The organism is Brevibacillus sp. FW301-21C12A, assembly GCF_058788915.1.
On the sequence record NZ_JBYTBG010000003.1, the window covers coordinates 83,638 to 106,938 of the forward strand.

22 protein-coding genes are annotated in these 23,301 nt (G+C 55.6%); 17 read left to right on the plus strand and 5 right to left on the minus strand.

Annotation, left to right across the window (positions count from 1 at the left end):
* The first annotated feature begins 54 nt into the window (after window positions 1-54).
* A complete protein-coding gene (locus AC3WQH_RS03225; protein ID WP_005832715.1) occupies window positions 55-699 on the plus strand; it encodes an RsfA family transcriptional regulator in 645 nt (214 codons plus the stop codon).
* A 69-nt stretch (window positions 700-768) separates the two neighbouring features.
* On the opposite strand, the gene AC3WQH_RS03230 is transcribed toward AC3WQH_RS03225, so the two are convergent.
* Window positions 769-1,236, minus strand: a complete 468-nt coding sequence (locus AC3WQH_RS03230; protein WP_005832713.1) for an N-acetyltransferase — start codon at window positions 1,234-1,236, stop codon at window positions 769-771.
* A gap of 274 nt (window positions 1,237-1,510) precedes the next feature.
* Here AC3WQH_RS03230 and AC3WQH_RS03235 point away from each other — a divergent pair, with 274 nt between their 5' ends.
* The 10 genes from AC3WQH_RS03235 (at window position 1,511) to AC3WQH_RS03280 (ending at window position 12,089) form a co-directional block, all read left to right on the plus strand.
* Window positions 1,511-2,857 (plus strand): acetyl-CoA carboxylase biotin carboxylase subunit, encoded by a 1,347-nt coding sequence (locus tag AC3WQH_RS03235; protein ID WP_005832712.1) that lies wholly within the window; start codon window positions 1,511-1,513, stop codon window positions 2,855-2,857.
* Between the two features lie 18 nt (window positions 2,858-2,875).
* Window positions 2,876-3,088, plus strand: coding sequence for a biotin/lipoyl-containing protein (locus tag AC3WQH_RS03240; RefSeq protein WP_005832711.1), 213 nt, complete (start codon window positions 2,876-2,878; stop codon window positions 3,086-3,088).
* Between the two features lie 52 nt (window positions 3,089-3,140).
* Window positions 3,141-4,055 (plus strand): hydroxymethylglutaryl-CoA lyase, encoded by a 915-nt coding sequence (locus AC3WQH_RS03245; protein WP_005832709.1) that lies wholly within the window; start codon window positions 3,141-3,143, stop codon window positions 4,053-4,055.
* 14 nt (window positions 4,056-4,069) lie between these two features.
* Entirely contained in the window at window positions 4,070-4,843 is a 774-nt protein-coding gene (locus AC3WQH_RS03250) for an enoyl-CoA hydratase-related protein (protein WP_007784177.1), read from the plus strand.
* Between the two features lie 16 nt (window positions 4,844-4,859).
* Complete coding sequence (locus AC3WQH_RS03255) at window positions 4,860-6,398, plus strand: acyl-CoA carboxylase subunit beta (RefSeq protein WP_005832704.1); 1,539 nt, start codon at window positions 4,860-4,862, stop codon at window positions 6,396-6,398.
* A 705-nt stretch (window positions 6,399-7,103) separates the two neighbouring features.
* Window positions 7,104-8,066 (plus strand): ketopantoate reductase family protein, encoded by a 963-nt coding sequence (locus AC3WQH_RS03260; RefSeq protein WP_238500896.1) that lies wholly within the window; start codon window positions 7,104-7,106, stop codon window positions 8,064-8,066.
* Window positions 8,067-8,465: a DUF3397 family protein gene (locus tag AC3WQH_RS03265; protein ID WP_005833013.1), complete on the plus strand. Its 399-nt coding sequence runs from the start codon at window positions 8,067-8,069 to the stop codon at window positions 8,463-8,465.
* A 52-nt stretch (window positions 8,466-8,517) separates the two neighbouring features.
* Window positions 8,518-9,075, plus strand: a complete 558-nt coding sequence (locus AC3WQH_RS03270) for a helix-turn-helix domain-containing protein (protein ID WP_005833012.1) — start codon at window positions 8,518-8,520, stop codon at window positions 9,073-9,075.
* A gap of 113 nt (window positions 9,076-9,188) precedes the next feature.
* Window positions 9,189-10,808, plus strand: coding sequence for a bacillithiol biosynthesis cysteine-adding enzyme BshC (gene bshC / locus AC3WQH_RS03275; RefSeq protein ID WP_007784182.1), 1,620 nt, complete (start codon window positions 9,189-9,191; stop codon window positions 10,806-10,808).
* A 225-nt stretch (window positions 10,809-11,033) separates the two neighbouring features.
* The gene (locus tag AC3WQH_RS03280; protein WP_005833008.1) at window positions 11,034-12,089 is read left to right on the plus strand and encodes an S-layer homology domain-containing protein; all 1,056 of its coding nucleotides are present in this window, start codon (window positions 11,034-11,036) and stop codon (window positions 12,087-12,089) included.
* Window positions 12,090-12,150: 61 nt separating this feature from the next.
* On the opposite strand, the gene AC3WQH_RS03285 is transcribed toward AC3WQH_RS03280, so the two are convergent.
* The 4 genes from AC3WQH_RS03285 to AC3WQH_RS03300 all read right to left on the minus strand — a co-directional run bounded on the left by AC3WQH_RS03285 (window position 12,151) and on the right by AC3WQH_RS03300 (window position 16,218).
* Window positions 12,151-12,741, minus strand: coding sequence for a hypothetical protein (locus tag AC3WQH_RS03285; RefSeq protein WP_492331905.1), 591 nt, complete (start codon window positions 12,739-12,741; stop codon window positions 12,151-12,153).
* Window positions 12,742-12,879: 138 nt separating this feature from the next.
* Window positions 12,880-14,091 carry a CynX/NimT family MFS transporter gene (locus tag AC3WQH_RS03290; RefSeq protein WP_005833004.1) on the minus strand — a complete coding sequence of 404 codons (1,212 nt, stop codon included), beginning with the start codon at window positions 14,089-14,091 and terminating at the stop codon, window positions 12,880-12,882.
* Window positions 14,088-14,789, minus strand: coding sequence for a FadR/GntR family transcriptional regulator (locus tag AC3WQH_RS03295; RefSeq protein WP_005833002.1), 702 nt, complete (start codon window positions 14,787-14,789; stop codon window positions 14,088-14,090). Before AC3WQH_RS03295 ends, AC3WQH_RS03290 begins: the two co-directional genes overlap by 4 nt.
* A gap of 151 nt (window positions 14,790-14,940) precedes the next feature.
* Entirely contained in the window at window positions 14,941-16,218 is a 1,278-nt protein-coding gene (locus tag AC3WQH_RS03300) for an APC family permease (protein WP_197186679.1), read from the minus strand.
* A 127-nt stretch (window positions 16,219-16,345) separates the two neighbouring features.
* On the opposite strand from AC3WQH_RS03300, the gene AC3WQH_RS03305 reads away from it, so the two are divergent.
* The 6 genes from AC3WQH_RS03305 to AC3WQH_RS03330 all read left to right on the plus strand — a co-directional run bounded on the left by AC3WQH_RS03305 (window position 16,346) and on the right by AC3WQH_RS03330 (window position 23,263).
* The gene (locus tag AC3WQH_RS03305; protein ID WP_007784190.1) at window positions 16,346-17,284 is read left to right on the plus strand and encodes a LysR family transcriptional regulator; all 939 of its coding nucleotides are present in this window, start codon (window positions 16,346-16,348) and stop codon (window positions 17,282-17,284) included.
* 166 nt (window positions 17,285-17,450) lie between these two features.
* Window positions 17,451-18,710 carry an adenosylhomocysteinase gene (locus tag AC3WQH_RS03310; protein WP_007784192.1) on the plus strand — a complete coding sequence of 420 codons (1,260 nt, stop codon included), beginning with the start codon at window positions 17,451-17,453 and terminating at the stop codon, window positions 18,708-18,710.
* Between the two features lie 151 nt (window positions 18,711-18,861).
* Entirely contained in the window at window positions 18,862-19,293 is a 432-nt protein-coding gene (gene mraZ, locus AC3WQH_RS03315) for a division/cell wall cluster transcriptional repressor MraZ (RefSeq protein ID WP_025845067.1), read from the plus strand.
* Window positions 19,294-19,310: 17 nt separating this feature from the next.
* Window positions 19,311-20,255 carry a 16S rRNA (cytosine(1402)-N(4))-methyltransferase RsmH gene (gene rsmH / locus AC3WQH_RS03320; protein WP_026557387.1) on the plus strand — a complete coding sequence of 315 codons (945 nt, stop codon included), beginning with the start codon at window positions 19,311-19,313 and terminating at the stop codon, window positions 20,253-20,255.
* A gap of 37 nt (window positions 20,256-20,292) precedes the next feature.
* Window positions 20,293-20,706 carry a cell division protein FtsL gene (gene ftsL / locus AC3WQH_RS03325; RefSeq protein WP_005832993.1) on the plus strand — a complete coding sequence of 138 codons (414 nt, stop codon included), beginning with the start codon at window positions 20,293-20,295 and terminating at the stop codon, window positions 20,704-20,706.
* A gap of 103 nt (window positions 20,707-20,809) precedes the next feature.
* Window positions 20,810-23,263 carry a penicillin-binding protein gene (locus AC3WQH_RS03330; RefSeq protein WP_492331906.1) on the plus strand — a complete coding sequence of 818 codons (2,454 nt, stop codon included), beginning with the start codon at window positions 20,810-20,812 and terminating at the stop codon, window positions 23,261-23,263.
* Window positions 23,264-23,301: the final 38 nt, after the last annotated feature.

Below are 23,301 nucleotides of genomic sequence, written 5' to 3' on the forward strand. Positions count from 1 at the left end.
AAAAGCATAGGATGAACTACATCATCCTTTTTAAAGGTAACGGGAGGGACTCATATGGTAGCTTCCAGACAAGACGCATGGACCGAAGATGACGATCTCGTGTTGGCGGAAGTCACCTTGCGCCACATACGCGAAGGCGGCACACAGCTTGCCGCATTTGAAGAAGTGGGTCAAAGGTTGGGTAGGACTGCGGCAGCGTGCGGTTTTCGCTGGAATAGTTGCGTGCGCAAACGTTACGATGCAGCAATCTCGATTGCCAAGAGCCAAAGACAGCAACTGAAAAAAATGGGTCGGATACAAGCGCCGGCCGCAGCGGCCGAGACGGATGCGGTTTTGTTGCCGCCAAGGCAGGCGGCGCCTGCTGCTTCGGAGACGCAGGCTGCCAAGCTGGAGGTAGTGGAGGAGGAGCAGATCGAATCCGTGATTCGCATGCTCGTCAACCAGAAAGAAATGGCCCGTCGCTTGCGACAATTGGAACAAGAGTTGGAAGGAAAAGATTTGGAGTTAAAAGAATTGAAAGAAGCGCACGAGCGCGCCAAAAAAGAACTGGAGCAGGTGCAGGGCGTAAACGACGACTACCGCGCCCTCGTCCAGATCATGGACCGGGCTCGCAAGCTTGCCTTTTTGCAGGAAGAAGAATCCGCCAAAGCCATTTTCAAAATGGATGAAAACGGCAATCTGGAGCGCGTGGAAAAATAAATGCAGGGCTTTCGACAGAAAAAAGAAGCGGTGTTCAGTCCGCTTCTTTTTTCTCGTCCAGACGAAGAGCTAGTCTTGCAGCTCCACGTTTTCCGGCAACCAGACGTAAGGGTTTTCGCCACGGTCGCGCATCGGATTGTACTTGACAGGGGTAAAGCCCATTTTCAGCCAAAATTCGTCCGCACGACAGCGGGAATTGGTTTTGATAGGAGCGCCAAAGCTTTTTGCGTGGTTAACCAGAGCTGTCCCGTAATCTTTGCCGCGGTAGTCAGGCAGAACTTCAAGCTTCCACAGCTCGTAGTAATCTTGGGCTGGCTGGAAATAACGATCGTATTTCCCGTCGATTTTATAGAGGCTCATGCGTGCTACCAGAAGATCGTTGTCATAAATACCATAAAAAGGAGATTCCGAATCGTTCTCCACGATGTTCGCCTCCAGGTCTTCCTTCATCGAAAGCTCCTCCAGGCCAAATTCGCGAAACTTTTGGAATTCCTCCAGTGTCTTGTAGTTGATCTGTAAACGTCTTACTTCAAACATGGTTAGCCACTCCTCTCACAGCTCTTTGCCTTGGCCAGCTTCGGCCACTCTCCTCTATTATACACAAGGATTGGATTTTCCGAAGCGTTTTCTTTGATTCGTCTAGGAATTGACAGGAAGTGATCGCGCTTCCTTGGAAAAAATTAAAATTTCTTGCTAGAACTATGTTCATTCTCATGGCAAAATAGAAGTAAGCAGCACATGAAACAAACCGAGCAAACGATTTGGAAACGCTTTCGATTGAAGCCGGTTTGTCAAAGAGGGGAGCGTTGCCATGCGCAAGGTATTGATCGCAAACCGTGGTGAAATTGCCAGAAGGATCATTCGCACCTGCCGCGAACAAGGAGTCGCGACCGTAGCGGTCTATTCGGATGCCGACCGCGACCTGCCGTTTGTCCGCGAAGCAGATGAGGCCGTCCATATCGGCCCGCCACCAGTGCCGCACAGCTATTTGAACGTGGAGGCAATTATCGCGGCTGCCAAGAGCACGAATGCCGATGCCATTCACCCCGGTTACGGACTGCTTTCGGAAAACGAAGCGTTCGCGAGCCGCGTTTTAGCGGAAGGACTCATCTTCATCGGCCCTTCGCCAAAAGTCATCGGGCAAATGGGCGACAAGCTGACCGCCCGCAAAATCATGCAGGAGGCAGGCGTGCCTGTCGTACCAGGCTGCGAGGAATCGCTTGCGACCGTGGAAGAGGCAGCAGCCAAAGCGGCCGAAATCGGATATCCGGTCATGCTGAAGGCCAGTGCAGGCGGCGGTGGGATCGGGATGCAAATATGCCGGGAGGAGTCGCAGTTGCTCCAGGCCTATCAGTCGGCCAAGGGCCGCGCAAAAGCTTATTTCGGCAACGATGCGATGTACGTGGAAAAGTACGTGGAGCGCCCGCGTCACATTGAGGTGCAGATTGCCGCGGACAACGACGGCAACGTCATTCATTTGCTGGAGCGCGAATGCTCGATCCAGCGGCGCCATCAAAAGGTGCTGGAGGAAAGCCCGTCGCCATTCCTCGACCCAGCCACGCGCGCGAAGCTGTGCGAAGCAGCCGTAAAGGCAGCGAAGGCCGTCGGCTACACGGGTCTGGGCACGGTCGAATTTATTGTAGATGAAAACAAAACCTTTTACTTTTTGGAAATGAACACGCGTTTGCAGGTGGAGCATGCCGTGACGGAAGAAATGACCGGCTACGATCTGGTAGCCATGCAGCTTGCCATCGCGGACGGACATCCGCTGCCGATCAGCCAGGACGAAGTGCAGGCAAAGCGCCACGCGATCGAACTGCGCGTCTACGCGGAGGACCCGGTGACGTTTTTGCCATCGCCAGGCACGATCAGCCTGTATCAGTCGCCTGTCATGGAACATGTGCGGATCGACGACGGAGTGGAGTCGGGCACACAGGTCACGCCTTTTTACGATCCGATGATCGCCAAGGTGATTATTTCCGGGCAGACCCGCGCAGAAGCGGTGCAAAGGGCGCAGGAAGCGCTGAACCATTTTCTGATTACTGGTATTAAAACGAACATTCCGTTTTTACAGGAAGTATTGGCAGACGAGCATTTCCAGGCCGGAGATTACACCACCTGGTTTATCACCGAGCGCCAAGCCAAATCCAATCACTAAACAAGGAGAGGGTCATTCATGAAGCAAGTAACCGCAAACATGGCAGGAACAGTCATTTCCGTCCTGGTGCAGCCAGGCGACACAATTAGCGACGGCCAGGACGTCATCGTGCTGGAATCGATGAAAATGGAAGTGCCGGTGCAATCGCTGGAAGCAGGCAAAGTCGTGGAAGTCAAAGCGAACGTCGGGGACTTTGTCAACGATGGCGACGTTATCGTCGTTCTCGAGTAGTATTTTTTTCCTTTCAAACTGAGCGGTCGCTAGGAAAGGAGGCGGGATGAGCGTGAAGGTGCAAATTGTAGAGGTTGGCCCCCGAGACGGGCTGCAAAATGAGAGTGCCATCGTGCCCGCAGAGGCGAAAATCGCCTTGATCCACAAGCTGCTGGATGCGGGACTGGAGAGGATCGAGGCAAGCTCCTTTGTCAACCCGCGCTGGATTCCGCAGTTGGCTGACGCGGAAGAAGTGTTGCGAGGGATTTTGCCTGTCGAAAAAAAAGGTGTGCAGATCAGCGCCCTTGTGCCCAATGTGCGCGGTCTGGAGCGGGCGCGTCAGTGCGGTCTCGATGAAATCGCCCTGTTCATGTCCGCCTCGGAGAGCCACAACCGCAAAAACATTAACAAGAGCATCGCGGAAACTTTTCCCGTGCTGGCGGAAGTGGCGAAGGAGGCGCTCGCTCTCGGGATGCGCGTGCGCGGGTACGTCTCCACCGTTTTCGGTTGTCCGTACGAAGGCGACGTTCCTGTCGACAACAGCCGTAGAGTCACCGATGCGCTGCTGGAGATGGGCGTGTACGAGGTTTCGCTCGGGGACACGATCGGGGTGGCGACGCCGAAGCAGGTACACGAGATTTTTGCGGAACTTGTGAAAGATGTTACGACCGAGCGCTTGGCCGGGCATTTTCACGACACGCGCGGAACGGGTCTGGCGAATGTGGTGGCGGCGCTCGAAGAAGGCATCCGCACGTTTGACAGCTCGATTGGCGGCCTGGGCGGTTGTCCGTACGCTCCCGGCGCGGCAGGCAACATCTCGACGGAAGATCTGGTTTACATGCTGCACGGCATGGGCTATGAAACCGGAGTCGACCTGAACCGACTGACGGAAGCAGGCGCCTACATCCAGGAGCAGCTTGGCCGGGAGCTGTCGTCGAAAGTGCTGAAAGCAAACCTGGCAAAACGCCAGTTGGAGGAGCATACGTAGAGAGGAAGGGCTACATGACGATTTCTTACCAAAAAGAGGGCATGGTCGGTGTCGTGACGATTGACAGGCCGGACGTTTTCAACTGCCTGAACCTCGCGACATTGACCGAGCTGAGACAGCTTGTCGCAGAGTTGGCGGGCGATCGCAGCACGCGCGTCGTGGTCGTGACAGGAGCGGGAGACAAGGCGTTTTGCTCGGGCGCGGATTTGAAGGAGCGGCGCGGCATGTCGCCTGAACAGGTCGAGCACTACATCCGGACGATTCGCGACACGTTCAGCGAGCTGGAAAAGCTGCCGAAGCCGGTCATTGCCGCCATCAACGGATTGGCGCTGGGCGGGGGCACAGAGTTGGCGCTCGCCTGCGATCTGCGGATCATGAGCGATCAGGCGCAAATGGGCTTGACGGAGACGTCGCTCGGGATTATTCCGGGAGCGGGCGGGACGCAACGCCTGCCGCGGCTGGTGGGCAAGGGCATTGCCAAAGAGCTGATTTTTACTGCGCGGCGCGTCCAGCCGGACGAGGCGCTGTCGATCGGGCTGGTCAACCGCGTCGTGCCTGCGGAGCAACTGATGGGCGCAGCGCTGGAGATGGCTGCCCAGATTGCGAACAACGCTCCGCTGGCGCTCGCACAGGCGAAGTTCGCGATTGACTGCGGGGGCGAGGTCGAGCTGGGAGCAGGGCTGTTGATCGAGAGCAACGCCTACCAGTTGCTCGTTCCGACCAAAGATCGCCTGGAGGGGCTGGCAGCCTTTGCCGAAAAACGAAAACCGAACTATCGCGGAGAGTGACGAGGGGGAGTAGCCGATGAGCAAACATTTGGAAGAGACGTTGCAGGAAAAGATCGCGCAAATCCAGCAAGGTGGCGATGCCAAGTACCACGAAAAGCTCAAGGAGCAAAACAAGCTGTTTGTCCGCGATCGGCTGAAGCTGTTGTTCGACGATGAATTTATGGTCGAGGACGGGCTGTTCGCCAATGTCATGGCGGGAGATTTGCCGGCAGACGGCGTCGTGACCGCCATCGGAAAAGTAAACGGCCAGACAGTGTGCGTCATGGCCAATGACTCTACGGTCAAGGCTGGCTCCTGGGGTTCGCGGACGGTGGAAAAGATCATCCGCATTCAGGAAACGGCCGAAAAAATGCGCGTGCCGCTGATTTATCTCGTCGACTCGGCCGGGGCGCGGATTACGGATCAACTGGAAATGTTCCCTGGCAGACGGGGAGCGGGCCGGATTTTTTACAACCAGGTGAAGCTGTCCGGAAAAATTCCGCAAGTGTGCATCCTGTTCGGCCCGTCCGCTGCAGGCGGAGCGTACATCCCGGCATTTTGCGACATTGTCATCATGGTCGACAAAAACGCGAGCATGTACCTTGGCTCCCCGCGCATGGCCGAAATGGTGATCGGGGAAAAGGTGAGCCTGGAAGAGCTGGGCGGCGCCCGGATGCACTGCTCGGTGAGCGGCTGCGGCGACGTGCTGGCTGCCAATGAAGAGGAAGCGATTCGGTCGGCGCGCACCTACTTGAGCTTCTTTCCGGCCAACTACACGCAACAGCCTCCGCTGGCAGCGGCTAAAGGCCCTATCGAAACGGCCAAGGACATCTCCAGCATTGTCCCGGAAAATCAAAACGCGCCCTTTAACATGCACGATCTCATTCAATCGTTGGTCGATGCGGATTCGTTTTTCGAGATTAAAAAGCTGTTTGCCCAGGAGCTGATTACAGGTCTTGCCCGTCTGGACGGCAAGCCGATCGGGATTATCGCCAACCAGCCGCGGGTGAAGGGCGGCGTCCTGTTCGTCGATTCGGCCGACAAGGCGGCGCGGTTTATTACGCTGTGCGACGCGTTCGGCATCCCGCTCCTGTTCCTGGCCGATGTCCCGGGCTTTATGATCGGCACAGCGGTGGAGCGCGCGGGCATCATCCGCCACGGGGCGAAAATGATTTCGGCGATGGCCGAGGCGACCGTACCGAAAATTTCCGTCATCGTGCGCAAGGCGTACGGAGCAGGACTGTACGCGATGGCCAGCTCGGCGTTCGAGCCGGATGCGTGTATCGCCCTGCCCGGCGCGCAAATCGCGGTAATGGGCCCGGAAGCAGCGGTGAACGCCGTTTACAGCAACAAAATTCAGGCCATCGAAGACCCGGCCGAGCGCCAGGCGTTCATTCAGGAAAAGCGCAAGGAGTACCAGGAGGACATCGATCTGTACCTGTTGGCCTCGAACCTGATCGTCGACGCGATCGTTCCGCCGAGCAGCTTGCGCCAGGACCTGATTGCGCGCTACGAGATTTACAAGGACAAACGGCAAGTGTTCTCCGACCGGAAGCATCCGGTTTATCCGGTGTAGGAGGGAATGGCTGGAGACTGTCGCCTTTGGGCGGCAGTCTTTTTTGGCTGGCGAAAAGGTAAATTCCTCTGCGAGCTGTTTCTTTCGTTCGATGTTGATTTTTGTATTGTAAATCAGGAAGTCAGGCTGCCCAAGGCAAGGAAGCAGATTCAAAAAGCATTGCGAATGGTCGAGCAGGTAGAATGATAGCTCCCAGAAAGGTCTACACGAATGCCCGCACTTCTTCTTTAATTCTTGTCCAATCTTTTTACCTTGCCCTTTCTTTTTCCCCTCCGACATCCCCCTTGGCCCCTGACGAGGAAAGAGACGAAATCCGCGAAAGCTCTTTGGGCTCCCAACCGAGGCTGCGGGGAAAAAGCGAAACACGCTTTTAGCGTCCAACTCTGAGAAGCTCCCTGAATCAACCACTTTTGGACGTGGTTTCGCTTTTTCCCCGCAGCCAGGCAGTCCAGCCCTCCAGCAGGGAGCCCAAGAAGCTACAGCGATTTCGTCTCTTTCCTCGCCGCACCAAAAGTGCCGATGAAGGCCGCTTTTAAAACACAGCACGTACTACACCCAAAGTTTTCACCTCATCCGGCCATGTAAACGAAAGAATCAACAGAGAATTTTTCGATAATTGCGATCTTTTTTTGTTCCAATCAATTGAACAATCTCCTAAACTCTGCTATTCTTATAAAATAAGTATTGATTAATGTAGGTGAACAAATGCAGCCAGTAACTAGCGATTTTCAAGTGGTCGTAGTTGGCGGTGGTTCCGTTGGTTTGCTGTACGCAGCAAGGCTTGCGCTCGCTGGACTGTCCGTGACCGTCGTTACGCGCAGTTCACTTCAGGCGAATCAACTCATGGAACAAGGACTTTCGCTCCAGCGTCTGGACGGCACAAAAACAAAGGTGATGGTACCTGCCCGCCCCATTGAAGCTGGCTTGCCTGCAGGGAACCTGTACCTGCTCGCCGTCAAGCAGCCTGATTTGCCTCCGTTGCTTCCGGCGCTGACCGACTTGAATCCTGCCGCGCGCGTCGTCGCGCTGCAAAACGGGATGGGGCACCAGGAAATGCTCGCAGAAGTGCTTGCGGACGCGCAATGCTTTTTCGCCATTCACACAGAAGGAGCCAGAAGGCATTCCGCGACGGAAGTGGAGCATACCGGGACAGGCACTTTGCGTGTCGGACCATGGCAGGAGAGAAACAGCAGAGATCCCGTGATCGCTTCCTTTGTCGAATGGGCATCGGCTGCGGGGATTACGGCAATCTACGAAAAAGCGATTGAACCGCATGCGTGGAGAAAGCTGCTCGCCAATGCCTTGATAAATCCGCTTACGGCATTGTTTGAAATCCCGAACGGGGCACTCCTCGACAGTTCGCATACACAAGCGCTGATGCGCGATTTGTTTGATGAAGCCGCGCAGGTAGCTGCTTTCGCTGGACAAAAAATTGGGGAAAAAGACTGGCAGGAAATTGTCGTTATTTGCCGAAGTACTTCCCGTAATCTTTCCTCTATGCTGCAAGATGTGATGAAAAATAGGTCTACGGAAGTACAATCAATCAACGGTTATCTTGTCGAACTAGGAAAAAAGTCCGGGATTCCTACTCCGTTGCACGAGACCTTGCTTCGCGTCATTCTTCTAAAATCTGGCATGGGAATAGGGAAGGAGGGGAGGCGACAGTAGATGGCCATGTGGACAACTTTCTGGTCCTATTTTTGGGGGACGCTGACCGTAGTGCCATTCTTAGGATTTCCGCTTGTCTATTTGATTGTGTACATGGTGAAGCGGAACAAAAGATTGGCAGGTCGTTGGGCGGTGAATATCACGAATTTTTTGGTGATTCGTTCCGCTGTTTCCGCGTACGAGCTCATCTGGCCAGAAGCGATGTCAGCCTGGTGGTGGGTTAGCTGCTTTTTCCTGGTGACGATTGTGCTGCTAGGCTGGTTCCAGGTGAAGTTGAAAGGGAAGCTCTCCTTGAAAAAGGTAGGATTTTCCGCTTGGCGGTTGTCGTTTCTCTGGTTTGGACTTGTCTATATAGTGCTGTTTACGACGGGCATAATCAAGACGATGGATGTGGTGTAACGCACTGGCTATACATATCGTATTTATTCCGATAAGAAAGAAGGTTGGAACTATGCGACTTCCCATCGAGAGCATCGGACATAAGATTCGGATGATTCGAAAAGAACGTGGATTTACCTTGGAGATCATGGCAGGAAAAACGGGGCTGAGCAAAGGGCTACTCAGTCAGGTGGAGCGGGGAATTTCCCAGCCATCGCTGGATTCGCTGTGGAAAATCACAAAGGCGCTGGAATCCCCGATCATTCATTTCTTCGAGGACATCGATCAAAAGCAAGTACACGTGACACGTCTGCAAAAGCGCAGACAACTGGTTTTTCCCGAATCGACAGGCACGTATTCGTTGCTCTCAATGGGAGGGAGCGCCAAGCTGGGCATGCTGGAGGTCCGGCTGATGCCAGGAGAAATGGTCGCGGACAAATTCGTCCAGACCGAAGGCGAGGAATGCTTTACGGTGATCGCCGGAAGCGTGACAGCGAGGTTCAACGATGAAGAGCACGTGCTGGAGACAGGCGACAGCATCTCGTTTGACAGCAGCAAATCGCACACGATTGAAAACAGCGGCGACGTGGAAGCCGTTCTGATCTGGTCTGTCACACCGCCTCAATTTTAAGAAAAAACAGCGCTACACTTTGACAACCCATTTTGGCGGGTTGTCTTGTTTTTTGTGGATGGCTAGCGTGGTATAATTTGCAGTGACCATCGCCCTAAGAAAGGTGAGCTAGCATGAATGTTGAACGTGTTGCGCTTCCATTGGCAAATCGGCTGGCACGAGAGTACCAGCAGCAGAACGAATCTGCTTTGTCCTTATTCGCGCACAATCCCTACCAAGATCAGTCATACCGGGAACGGTTGAAGTGGCTCTCCACGCAAACCTTCGAGCGGAAGCAACTGGCGGAAGGCTTACATAACTTTAATGAAGCAATAGGCACTCACCCCGAAGCGCTGAAAAACATCGAATTACTGAAGCAGCCGGATACATATGTCGTCATCGGCGGCCAGCAGGCAGGAGTCCTCACAGGCCCGCTGTACACGATCAACAAAGCGGTTCATTTGATTCAGGCAGCGCGAAAGCTGTCGGCCGAACTGCAAACAAACGTCGTCCCCGTCTTTTGGATCGCCGGAGAAGACCATGACATTGATGAAATCGATCATGTGTACTGGGCGGCGGATAGCGATACCCGTCTGCACAAGGAACGGCTGAAGCTGCGAAAAAAAGGGCGCATGTCGGCAAGCAAGCTGGCTTTGGAAGAAGAGGTGTGTATGCAGTTCCTGGATGCTTTTTTCCAGGAACAAACTGAGACAGCCGAAACGAAAAACGTGCGGGAATTGCTGACGCAAACAGCCAAAAGCTCGGCTACGGTGGCGGAGTGGTTTGCCCGGCTGATGGCCCAACTGTTCGGAAAGCATGGGCTGATCCTCGTCGAGTCATCGCTGCCGTTCGTACGGGAGCTGGAACGCCCCGTGTTTCAGCAGGTGATCGAACAAAACGAGCAGATGGCCCGCCTGCTCGTGAAGGCAAAAGACCGGATCGCAGCGGCCGGGTATCCGTTGCAGCTTGAAGTTGACGAGCAACAGGCCAACCTGTTCATCTACGAAGGGGAAGACCGGCTGCTATTGTCCCGGCATCTGGATCGCTTTGTCAACAGACGGCAGTCGTACAGTCGCGAGGAATTGCTGCGGCTGGTCCAGGAGCAGCCTGAGCGATTCAGCGCCAATGTCGTCACGCGCGGTCTGATGCAGGAGCATTTGTTTCCGACTGTGGCTTTCATCGGGGGGCCAGGCGAGATCGCCTATTGGGCGTACTATCGCGAAGTTTTCGAGCTGTTCGGGATGCAGATGCCGATTGTTTTGCCGCGCATGTCCATCACCCTCGTGGAAGGCGCTCACCTCCGTCTGCTGGAGAGTCTGGAGCTTACGGTCGAACAGGTGCTGACCGACTTTGCGGGCTGGAAAGCCGAGTGGGAGAAAAAGCAAGGGCCGCATCCGCTGCATGAGCAATTTGCCAGTGCGCGCGAATCAATCCTGGCCATGTACCGTCCGCTCGTGGAAGAGGTGCTGCGTCTGGACCCGGGAATGCGCGGCCTGGCGGAAAAGAACAGTGCGCTGTTGCTTGAGCAGGTGTCCTTTTTGGAGGAACGTTTGATTCGCTCCTTGCAGCAAAAAGAAGATGTCGCCTATAACCGGATCAAGCGGATCGAGACGACGCTTTTGCCCGAGGGCGGCTTGCAGGAACGCAAGCTCTGTTTTTTCCCCTTCGCGAACAAGTACGGGCTGGAACTGGTTGACCGTCTGGTCGAGGCTCCGTTTGCTCACGACGGCACTCATCAACTCTTTTTCGTGTAACAGGCAAAAAACAAAACGGATGAAAACAAAAAGTCGGCTGATCGTCCTAGACGGCCAGTCGGCTTTTTTTCGTGCAACGAAGGCGCTGCGAATCGCTTGGCTTCGCTGATTTTTCTTGCGTGTTTGGAAAATGGAAACAATTTCTACGGCGTATGCCGAAACTTTTCCGACAAAGTTTGCGTCCTACGAATAACGGAATTCCTGTGAAGAAAGGTGGTACTCGGGATGGAGAACAAGTCGCGACTATTCGGGAAAAAAGCCACTGTATGGGCGCTTGTCCTGTCGATGGCCTGGGCAGGCACAGCACTTGGCGAGTCGAATCAGGCCCAGGCCAGGGAGGAAAAGGCCGTCACCGCTTCCGTCTCCTTCCTCGACACAAAAGGACATTGGGCGGCCAAGGAGATTGAGCAGGCAGCCAAAGCCGGGTTGATTCAAGGCTTCCCGGACGGGACGTTTCAACCGGAGAAAACAGTGACACAGGAGCAGTTTCTTTCGTTGATAGAGCGCGTGCTCCCGTCCTACAAAGGACACGAGCCGGACGCTTTTGTCAAAGAGACGTATGTAGCGAAAGCTTCGGGCCGCTGGTCGGAGCAAACGTATCGCCACTTGGCGGCAGCAGGCATCATGACGACAGGCAAACCGACGGATGGGATGACGCGGCTGGAGGCGGCGCGCCTTCTGTTGGCAGCGCTCGGCCATCAGTCCGAGGGCGAAAAATACCGGGGAACGACGGCGCGGTTTTTCTCCGACCTGTCGCCCAAAAACGAGCATGAGGTCATGACCGTCTATCCGGCGTACAAAATGGGGCTTCTCTCCGGCTATCCGGACGGCACGTTCCGCCCGCAAGAAACGATCAGCAGAGCGCAGGCCGTCGCGATGCTGACCCGACTGGACAGCAAAATGGAAGAGCTGTTCCCGGGCCAGGTGAGCGAGAGCGAGAAAAAGGCGATGACCGATGCCGTAGCGGCGTTTGTCCGCGATGTGATGGACCAGAAAAAGATCAGGCGCTACGACGACCTCGTCGCGTATGTGAAGCAAAACAAGCTGAATGTCAGCGAGTCTTTTTTGCGCGAGCATTTCTCGTTCATGAAATACGAAATTTACGACTTCGTGCGTTTTCCGCAATTCAATGAACTTTTGTACTTCGCCAAAATCGGCACGAACAAGTACAGACTGACCGTCCAATACTACGCGGGCGAACTGGGCGGCAGCGTCGACAAAACTTTTTACCTCTCGTCTGCGGACGGCAAGACGTTCCGGCTGATTGGCAAAGACGAATAGCGGGCAACAAAAAAAGCTGGGTGCTTTGCATCCAGCTTTTTGCGATTTTGAGGAAAACGCGCTACGACTCCCCCTGGCCTTTAAGCAGGCGGATCAGCTTGCGGTTGAAGTCGACGGCAGCTTCTGTGGTCATCCCGTTTTGGAGCAAAAAGGTGGTCGTATAAGCGGTGTCATCGTAATTGAAGCTGTAAAAGGCGTACGTCCCTGAGTCGGTTTCCTTTTGCCCGTACTCGACCGCCATTCCTTCGATGAGCTGTGATTGCGCGTCGGCGAGGAAATTTTTCATCGTGTGGATTTCCATGATGATGACCGGCCTGTCAGCGTATTCACCGTAAAACAGTTCGCGTTGCTGCCTGTTTCGCATCACGGCGCGCTGCTCGTCAGTCAGTGGCAGAAGCTCGCCTTTTTCATCGGTGTACACAATGACGGCGACAGAGGGGCCGGCGATCTGCTGCTGGTTTACGATCGGCGGGTAGCGGATTTCGGCGTATTTGACCGCGAGCTTTTCCGCAGGCGGAACGACAATGTCGACGTGAAGCTGCTCCTCCATGCGCTTTTCCACCTCTTTCGGCAGCGTGACTTCCACTTCCGGTTCCCCGCATCCTGGCAAAAACAGCAGGAGCGTCAAGCTGAACAACCACAAGCGTCTCATGATTCGCCACCTTTCCTTGGCCTGTGCCGCTCTTTTTCTATATTTTACCATATAACAAGCGCGGGAAGGCGCTTCTGCCTCCAAAAGAAAAAAGCGTGCGGGTACCAGTGACGGTCCGCACGCTTTTTGACGTGACGCTCAAACGGTTTGATTGCGCCCGGCCCCGATGCCGCTTGTGACGACCAACACGCTGACGAGGCAGAGCAGGCTGAGCGGCACGGTCCAGGAGTGCTGCAAATCGTAGAGAAAGCCGACAAAAATCGGGCCGACCGCAGCGAGCAAGTAGCCGACAGACTGGGCCATGCCGGATAGCCGGGCGGCCTGGCGCACGTCTTTGGCCCGAATGACGATAAAGGTGAGGGCGAGACTGATGCAGGCGCCTTGCGAGAGGCCGAGCAGCAACAGGCAGAGGTAGAGCAGAAGCTCGCTTGTGCCGAGCAAAAGCCCGCCGAAGCCGACGAGGGAGAAGAGGCCGACTACAGCCGCGAGCAAACGCTGATTCGTCAAGCGGGAAGCGAGCACAGGGGTGAAAAAGCTCGCAGGCAGGCTGACCGCCTGCACGAGCGACAGCATCCATCCGGCGCTGGTTTGGCTGATGCCGTGCTGCTGCAAGAGCGTAGGCAGCCAGGCGATCGTGCAGTAAAACAGAAACGACTGCAAGCCCATGAACAGCGTGACCTGCCAGGCGAGCAGCGAGCTCCACAGCCCTTGTTTGCTTTTTTCGCCCGTGCTTTTTCCTGGCTGGCTTCCGTCAGCGCGAAGCTGCGGCAGCCAGACGGCGATGGCGAACAGGACCGGGAGCGCCCAGGAGAAGAGCGAGCCTTGCCAACCCCAGCCGCCTGTGCTGGCGAGCGGGATGCTGATGCCGGAAGCGAGCGCGGCACACATCGACATCGTGGTCGTGTACACGCTGGTCATCAACCCGGCTTTTTGCGGGAAGCGCTGCTTGACCAGGCCGGGCAGCAGCACGTTGCAGATGGCGATGCCTGCTCCGATCAGGGCGGTTCCGGCGAACAGTGTGAAGACGAAGCCGGACGAGCGCAGAATCAGCCCGATGAGGACGACGAGCAGTCCGGCAAAGAGCGTGCGCTCCGTGCCAAAGCGGTGCCCGATGCCCGGTGCCAGCGGCGAGAGCAGCGCGAAGGCGAGCAAAGGAACGGTAGTCAGCAGTCCGGACATTCCATTGGACAGGCCGAGGTCGCCTTGGATGGAGCCGACCAGAGGGCCAACAGCCGTCAGCGGAGAGCGCATGGCAAATGTAATCAAAATAATTCCGGCGATGATGAGAAACGGTTTGGGAGTGACAGGCTGCGCTTTGCTTTTCGCTGCTGTCAGGGTGGCAGGGCTCATGCGTCCATCCCTCCTTTCTCGATCAGCTCCGTGAGAGCTGTTTTGCTGGCTTGAATCAGGTTGCTTGCCGCTTCTTCCGCCGCGTCAGGACTTTGTTCGGCAATCGCTTGGACGAGAGCCGTATGTGTGATTGCCTGCTGGTCCAACAGGTCGTGGAAATCCAGCGTGCCGCTGACAGACAGGCGCAAGGATTCGGTCATCTGCTCGTACAGGTCGATCATGACGCTGTTGTGTGTCGCGTGGGCGACCGCGATATGAAACGCCACGTCAGCGGTGATGTACGCTTGCGGATCGTGCCTGAGCGAGAGGGAAGCGTCGAGCTTTTGCCGGATTTGCAGCAAATCGGCATCCGTCCTGCGCATGGCAGCCAGCCGGGCGATTTCGCGCTCCAGTCCGTACCGCACCTCCAAAATTTCCAGCAAGGTCGAGCGCCGTAGCCGTCGCTGCATCGCTGCGCCGAACTCGCTGGACGAGCGGACGTAAGTGCCATCGCCTTGGCGCGCTTCCAGCATGCCTGTGTGGATCAGCGCCTGCACCGCCTCGCGCAGCGTGTTGCGGCTGATGCCGAGCTGCTCCACCAGCTCCGGCTCAGGCGGGATGCGTTCTCCGACCTTCCACGCGCCTGATTCGATCCGCTGCACCAGTTGTTCCGCAATCTGTTTCACGAGCGAAGAGCGGACAGGTTTTTGCAATGTCATAGGATAAACCTCCAAACATCCGACGATTGGGAATGTCGCCATTTTAGCATGGGGAAAGACGACGGGCAAGATTCATGAGCGAGGAAACTGTTTGCAAGCGCAAAAAAAGACAGGTGCGTTTCCCGGGAAGAAGAAACGACCTGTCTTGATGCTACGCGGTCATGCGTTTTTCCATGCGCTTTTGCCAGAGTAGCAGCAAGGCGGCGATCACGAGCGGATAGAGCGCGGACCAGCCCAGAAATGGATAAAGCGCGACAGTGAAGACGAGCGACGTCCAGGAAGCCAGCCGTCCGAGACGATGGTTGCGCAGCAGCCGGATTCCGGCGAGACACCCGCCGATGTAGGTGGCAAAAAACGTGGCGTTGGGCAGCTCGATCAGCCGGGCCAGGTCAATCACTCCTGCATACAGGACCGTCAGCACCACGCCAAAGCAGAGCGAGAGGAACAACAGCCCGCCGATCGGCGTCCGGTATTTCGCGTGCAGCAGCCCAAACCAGCGGGGCGCGATCTTTTCCTGCGCCAGCGCATAGGCGATCCGCGCCGCCGCGCCGATGTAGGCGTTGGTGGTGGCGATGCAAATAAACAAGGCAGTCACAGCCACGATCCAGCCGCCGACAGGCCCGAGTGACAGTTGAACCATGACGGACAGCGCTGCCGCCGAGATGCCTGCGCCATAGCTGTGAGTGGCGACCGTCATGAACGCGACGGCAAAGTACAGGAGGGCGACGATGCCCGCGCTCCACAATACGCCGCGGATGGCATTTTTCGCCGGATCGACGAACTCCTCGGACAAGTGCGTGACCGCCTCCCAGCCGATAAAGCACCAAAATAACAGCCCTGCCGCTTGCACGACGCTAAGCCAGCCGTTGGGGGCAAACGGAGTGAAGTGAGCGGCGGAAGCGTGCGGCAGCGCAGCGACGACGGCCACGATCAAAATCGAGATAATGAGCGCGACGACGATCGTTTGCACGCGAGCGGCAACGTGCATCCCTAACACGTTCATGATGAGCACCGCGGTCAAAATGAGCGCAGCCGCCGCGTAAATTTGCGTGTCGCCCCAGCCGAGCAGCACCGCGAGATAGTTGGCTCCGGTCACGCTGAGGATCGGGGCGCCGATGGGCACAGATAATAGAAAAAACCAGCCGACGATGTTGCCGAAGCGGTCGCCGTAGGCCGTGCGGACAAAGGTGGAGACGCCGCCGGAACTTGGGTAGCGGGCGGACAGCAGTCCCATCGTGAGTGCCATCGGCAAGACGAGAATCGACATGACCAGCCAGGCGAGGATCGAGGCGGGGCCTGCCTTTTCTGCCGCCAGCCCCGGGATGAGCAGCACGCCGGACCCGATGACGGCCCCGATGTACAAGGCGACGATTTGCGGCAGCCGCAGCGTTTTGGCGAAGCCCGCTGTTTGCACAGTTGCTTTTTCCATGAATGTTCCCTCTCTTTATCGTTCGGTTGTTTGTAGAGGTAGTGTAGCATAGACATAATCATCGGAGTTATCTATAATATTAGATAATCAAAATCGGTTTTTTCGATGAAAAAGGAGGGAGAGGAATTTGGATACGCGCTACTTGCTGACCTTTCGCGAGGTAGCCAAATGCCAGAGCTTTACCCGCGCGGCAGAGGTGCTGGGCTATGCGCAATCCAGCGTGACGACGCAGATTCAAAACCTGGAGGCGGATTTTGGCGTCACGCTGTTTGAGCGGTGGGGGCGAAAAATCAGACTGACCCACGCCGGAGAAGCCCTTCTCGCCTACAGCGAGCAACTGCTGGCGGTGCTGGACGAAGCGAGGGCCAACCTGTCCGAGCAGGCGCAGTTGGCTGGCACCTTGCGCATTGGCACGGTGGAATCGCTCGCCGCTTTTTTCCTCCCGCCTTTTTTGCAAGCATTTCGCACGGAGCACCCGCGCGTGCGCATTTTGTTGAAGCCGGGAATTTGTCACGAACTGCGTCAGGGCGTCAAGGAGGGGCACTACGACTTCGCCTTCGTGCTCGACTGGCTACAGGATCATCCCGATTTGGTGAACACCAATCTCGGCGAAGAAAAGCTGGTGGTCATCGCCGCGCCCAACCATCCGCTGGCCCGGGTGGAAAAGCTCGAAGCGCGCGATTTCGCCGGAGCAAACTGGATTTTTACCGAAGCCGGATGCAGCTACCGCTCGATCATGGAGTCTGTCCTGCGCGACGCCGGAGCGACGATCGAATCGTCGTCCGAGTTCGGCAGTCTGGAAGCGATCAAGCAATGCGTCGCATATGATTTAGGGATTGCGCTCGTTCCTTACATCGCCGTCGCCGAAGAAGCGAAAAACGGTACGCTCACCATCCTGCCTTTTTCCCATCCGGAAGTCCGCGTCTACCGCCAACTGGTCTATCATAAGAAAAAATGGATGCCACAGGCGCTGCTGCGGTTTTTGGAGCTGCTGACGACAAATGCAGGACAGCAGCAGGGCGCAGCAAAAAACGCCATTTCGGCAGCGAAGGCGGATGCGATCTGACAGCAGCGGCGAGGCTCGCTTTCAGCAGCGCAGCCGTTCGCGGGGCGACACCTGCAGCCGTGTGCCGAAAAATTGGCGGGAACAGGAAAAAGAGATGATGGTTGTACTTGCGTATGATATGATAGACAGGGTTGTGTTTATGAGATAAAAGGAGGTCTACCCATACATGAACACCGTTTCTGAAAGCATTGTAAAAGACATGTCGCTTGCACACAGCGGCCATTTGAAAATTGACTGGGTAAAAGAGCACATGCCCGTTCTCAACCGCATCCGCGAGCGTTTTGAAAAAGAGCAGCCATTTGCAGGACTGAAAGTGGCGATCTCCTTGCACCTGGAAGCAAAAACCGCGTACCTGGCAAAAGTCGTGCAAGCCGGTGGCGCTGAAGTAACGATTACAGGCTCCAACCCGCTCTCCACTCAGGACGACATTTGCGCGGCGCTGGTGGAAGACGGCATCCGCGTTTTTGCGAAGTACAATCCAGATCCAGCCGAGTACAAGGAGCACCTGATTAAAACGCTGGAGACGCGCCCTGACCTGATTATCGACGACGGTGGCGACCTGGTGACCATCCTGCACAGCGAGCGCCGCGATCTCTTGTCGCAAGTGCGCGGTGGCGCAGAGGAAACGACAACAGGGATTCTGCGCTTGAAAGCATTGGAAAAAGAAGGCAAGCTGGAGTTCCCGATGGTAGCGGTGAACGACGCTTTCTGCAAATATTTGTTTGACAACCGTTACGGTACAGGCCAATCCGTATGGGATGGCATCAACCGCACAACCAACCTGGTCGTAGCAGGGAAAACCGTTGTCGTAGCCGGCTATGGCTGGTGCGGAAAAGGTGTGGCGATGCGCGCGAAAGGTCTTGGCGCGAAAGTCATCGTGACCGAAATCGACGCGATCAAAGCGGTAGAAGCGTACATGGACGGCTTCGAAGTAATGCCGATGAGCGAAGCGGCGAAGCACGGCGACTACTTCGTGACCGTGACCGGAAACCGCGACGTGATCCGCAAAGAGCATTTTGAAGTGATGAAAGACGGCGCGATCCTGTCCAACGCAGGCCACTTCGATGTCGAAGTAAACAAAGTGGAGCTTGGCGCCCTGTCGACATCCAAGCGAATCGTGCGCAAAGATATTGAAGAATTTGTCATGGCAGACGGTCGAAAACTGTACCTTCTTGCAGAAGGACGCCTCGTAAACCTGGCAGCAGGCGACGGCCACCCGGCAGAGATCATGGACATGACCTTTGCCCTGCAAGCTGTTTCGCTGGCGTATGTCAACGAACAGTACAAAAACATCGGCAAAAAAGTGCTGAACGTACCTTACGAGCTGGATGCAATGGTTGCCCAATACAAATTGGAAGCATTGAACATCGGCATCGACAAATTGACCGACGAGCAAAAAGCATATCTCGATAGCTGGGTCGAATAGTTCGCGAAAACCGTCCTTTCCCGGCAAAAAATTCAACGAAAAAATCCTGCTTACAAATGCAGGATTTTTTTTTATAATAGCAAGTAGGCGACAAAGTGGGGAAAAGTGGGGGAAAGTGGAGCCAAAGGACAGGAAAGTGGGGGACTAGGGCGTGTTCATGGGGGAATACCAGCACAGCATCGATGAAAAAGGCCGCCTGACGATCCCTGCCAAATTCCGTGAAGGACTGGGAGCTTCCTTTGTCATTACCCGCGGACTCGATCAATGCTTGTTCGCCTATCCGATGGAAGAGTGGAAGCAGCTTGAGGAAAAACTGAAGACTCTTCCCTTTACAAAAGCGGATGCACGCGCGTTTACACGGTTTTTCTTTTCCGGCGCAACCGAATGTGAGTGGGACAAGCAGGGAAGGGTAAACATACCGCCCAATCTGCGCGAGCATGCCGGTATGCAAAAGGAATGTGTCATCATTGGCGTATCCAACCGCGTAGAGGTGTGGAGCAAAGAACGTTGGGAAGATTATTTCGCCCAGTCGGAAGGCTCTTTTGGAGAAATTGCTGAGAAACTGGTTGATTTTAATTTGTAGCAGCGAGAAGAACAGGAGTGACGACATTGTCGTTTCATCACGTAACCGTACTGAGGGACGAAGCTGTAGACGGCCTGAACATCCGGCCCGGGGGCATTTATGTGGACTGCACGCTCGGTGGAGCGGGACATAGCAGCCTGATCGCGTCCCGTTTGACCGAGGGCGGCCGCCTGATTGCGATCGATCAGGATGACTGGGCGCACGACAACGCCCGGGAAAGACTGGCTCCCTATATGGACAAGGTAACACTGGTCAAAAGCAATTTTCGCCATCTGAAAGAGATTGTCAAAGATTTGGGGCTTACAGGTGTAGATGGAGTTTTGTTTGATCTGGGGGTGTCTTCCCCGCAGCTCGACGAAGGCGAACGCGGTTTCAGCTACAATGCGGACGCGCCGCTCGACATGAGAATGGATCAGCAAGCGCCGCTTTCGGCCTACGACATCGTCAACGAGTGGGACGAAGAGGAGATTGCCAAGATCATCTGGCTGTACGGAGAAGAGAAATTTTCCCGGCGGATTGCCCGGCAAATTGTACAGCAGCGCAAAAAGCAGCCGATTCGTACAACAGGCGAGCTGGTCGAGCTGATTAAGGAAGGAATCCCGGCAGCAGCGCGGCGCACAGGAGGACATCCTGCGAAGCGGACGTTTCAGGCGATCCGCATTGCCGTCAACGATGAACTGGATGCATTCAAAGAAGCTGTCGCCGATGCCATTGATATTTTGAATCCGGGTGGCCGCGTGAGCGTCATCACGTTCCATTCGCTGGAAGACCGGATTTGCAAGCAGGTGTATCAAGATTATTCCAAGGGCTGCACATGCCCGCCGTCGTTTCCGATCTGCACGTGCGGGAACGAAGCGATTGTCAAAGTCATCACGCGCAAGCCGATTTTGCCGTCGGAAGAGGAGCTTGCGGCCAATCCACGCGCGCGTTCTGCGAAGCTGCGGGTAGCCGAGAAGGTGTAGAGGGAGACAGCAACGAGGAAAAAGGGGTGAGAAAGCGTTGAGCTACTACTACCAAGGGAATCTGGCAATGGAGCTGGAGAAGCAGTCCCGCTCCGTCACCAAGACAACAAAACGAACGATCCGAATCAAACCAACCATTCCGACAGGCGAAAAATTGCTCTATCTCTTGTTTATCTCGTTGACAGTGATCGGCCTGGGGATGGTCGGAGTCAGGTACTCGCAAATCTCCCAGATGAATTACGAAATCCAGAGCACGAAAAAAGAAAACCGTCTGGTAGCCGAGAAAAACGCCACTCTGAAGCTTCAGATCGAGCAGCTCAGCAATCGCGATCGCATCCAGAGAGAAGCAGAGCGACAAGGCATGGTGTACAACGCGAATGCCGTACATACGATTGGTCAGGGGAAAGTAAAGGCGAGTTCGCTTCAACAACAACAGCCAAACCAGCCTTAAAATCAATGTTACTGCGTCAATTGTGCGGTAACATTTTTTTCTTACGCTTGACTGTCCGTGCCGATTCAGGCAGGCGATCATTGACGTGATGGAGTGAGTGGAAATGGAAACGAAACGACTCGTGAATTGGCGCATCCTCATTTGTGCGTTATGCCTGATTTTGATCTTTTCAGGCTTGAGCATTCGGATCTACTGGATTCAAACGGTAGACGCAGCTCGAATCATGGGACAGGCACAGGAGCAATGGGACCGGAATCGGACCCTGCAGCCGACGCGCGGTGCCATCAAAGACCGAAACGGCGAAATTCTCGCCTTCCAAGGCAAGGCATACACCGTGAACGCCAGGCTGAAAGGGCGGGATGAAAAAGATCAGGACGTCGTCAAGGACCCTTACTACACAGCAAACAGTCTGGCCCCCATTCTCAACGCTCCGGTGCCTGAATTGGTGAAGATGCTGACCAAGCCGAACAAGGTGGTGGAGCTGGGCCGCTACGGAAGGAAAATCAGCGAAGAGCAGAAAAAGCGGATTTTGGAGTTGCAATATCCGAAGCTGCCAAGCGGTAAGCAGGTGGAAGAAAATCAGCTTCCGGGGATTTTTCTGAATGAGACGACAAGACGCGTCTACCCGAACAACAGCTTTGCTTCGCACGTGATCGGGTATCTCGATCTGTACGATGAGCCGAAGATGGGGATCGAACTGCAGCTCAACAAGGAGCTGGCCGGAGAAGAAGGGCAGATGCAGTATAAAAGAGACGGAGCTGGCTACCAGCTACCGGATGGAGAAGGCGAATACATCCCGGCAAAAGACGGCTACGATGTCTATCTGACCATCGACAGGCAAATTCAGGATTACGTCGAACAAGCGCTGGATGTGGTGGATCGGCAGTACAAGCCAAAAGGGATGACGGTCATCGTATCCGACCCGCAGACGGGCGAAGTTTTGGCGATGGGCAATCGTTCGCAATTTAATCCCAATACGTACTATAACGGGATTTCGAACTATACGAACCACGCGATCACCTCCATGTTCGAGCCTGGCTCCACGTTCAAGATCATTACGCTGGCCGCCGCGATTGAGGAAGGCTTGTTCAACCCGAATGAGACGTATGACTCCGGGAAGTACACGATCAAGGGACAAGTTCCGATTCGCGACCATAACAACGGGGTGGGCTGGGGCAGAATTTCGTTTCTGGAAGGGGTGCAACGCTCCAGTAACGTGATGTTCGCGAAGCTCGGCTACGAGCGTCTGAAGCTGGAGAAGCTCAGGGCGTACTTCAAAAAGTTCGGGATGGGCTCCCTGACTGAAATCGAGTTGCCCTACGAAAAAGAAGGAACCCTGATTAACTTGGAAAAACCGCAGTCTCCTCGCGACTGGGCCGCGACGACCTTCGGACAAGGGGTGACGGTTACGGCGATCCAGCAGGTGATGGCAGTAGGGGCCATCGCCAACGGCGGCGAGCTGTTGAAGCCGCATATCGTCAAGGAAATGCGCGATCCGCATACAGGAGCGGTCGTGAAGCGCAGCGAGCGCGAAGTCGTGAGAAGGGTCGTCTCGGAGGCGACGGCGAAGAAGACCCGCGACATTTTGGAAACGGTCGTGACCGGCGAGCACGGAACAGGGAAGCTGTACGCCATCGACGGCTACCACGTCGCCGGGAAAACCGGTACCGCGCAAAAGTACGATCCGAACACAGGTAAGATCATGGACGGGCACTACATCGCTTCGTTTATCGGCTTTGCGCCGAAAGACAATCCGCGCCTGCTCGTCTACGTCGTAATTGACGATCCCGATACGAAAGAATGGTACGCGTACTGGGGCAAAATGATGATCGCGCCGACGTTCAAGTCGATCATGGAGCGCAGCCTGCAATACTTGCAGCAGCAGCCAGAACTGCCCCGCGCAGCAGCCGACAGCGGGAAAGGCAAGTCGACCGCTACGGCCGCACAGGAGCAGGTACAGGCGGCTCAGTCTGCTGCAAGCCAGACGCTGCCGAAGTTCGTGGGCATGTCCACGACAGCGGCGCAACTGCGAGCGAAGCAGGACAATTTGACCGTGACAGTACTCGGAACCGGGACCAAGATCGTGGAGCAGTACCCTGCCGCCTACGAACAGGTAGTGCCTGGGAAGCAAATCATTTTGGTATCGGACCGCTTGACGGGCGCGAAAATGCCTGACTTCAAAGGGAAGTCGCTCAGGGAAGTCATGGAATTTGCCTCGCTGCTCGACATTGATGTCCACGCTACGGGCACGGGCTTTGTCGTACAGCAGAGCATTGCGCCGGGCACAGCGCTAAACGGCAAGGAAAAGCTGCAGATCACGCTGCAGTCCGAATCGCAGCCGCCAGCGCCGTCTCCAGCTCAGGACGGAGCGGCGACATCCGGAACCGCTCCACCGTCAGGAACGGCGCCTCCGGCCGGAACAGGTGCAGCGACCGATCCGGCTGAACAAACGGAACAGCCTGCTGGACAATCGACAGGCCAGCAGGGCGGGGCAGAGTCGAACCAGGGAGCCCCTCCTGCCGGCACAGATGCCAGCCAAACAAGCGCAACCCCATAGTTCTATCCCGTCCCCCCAAGGAATAAGGTAAGGAAGAG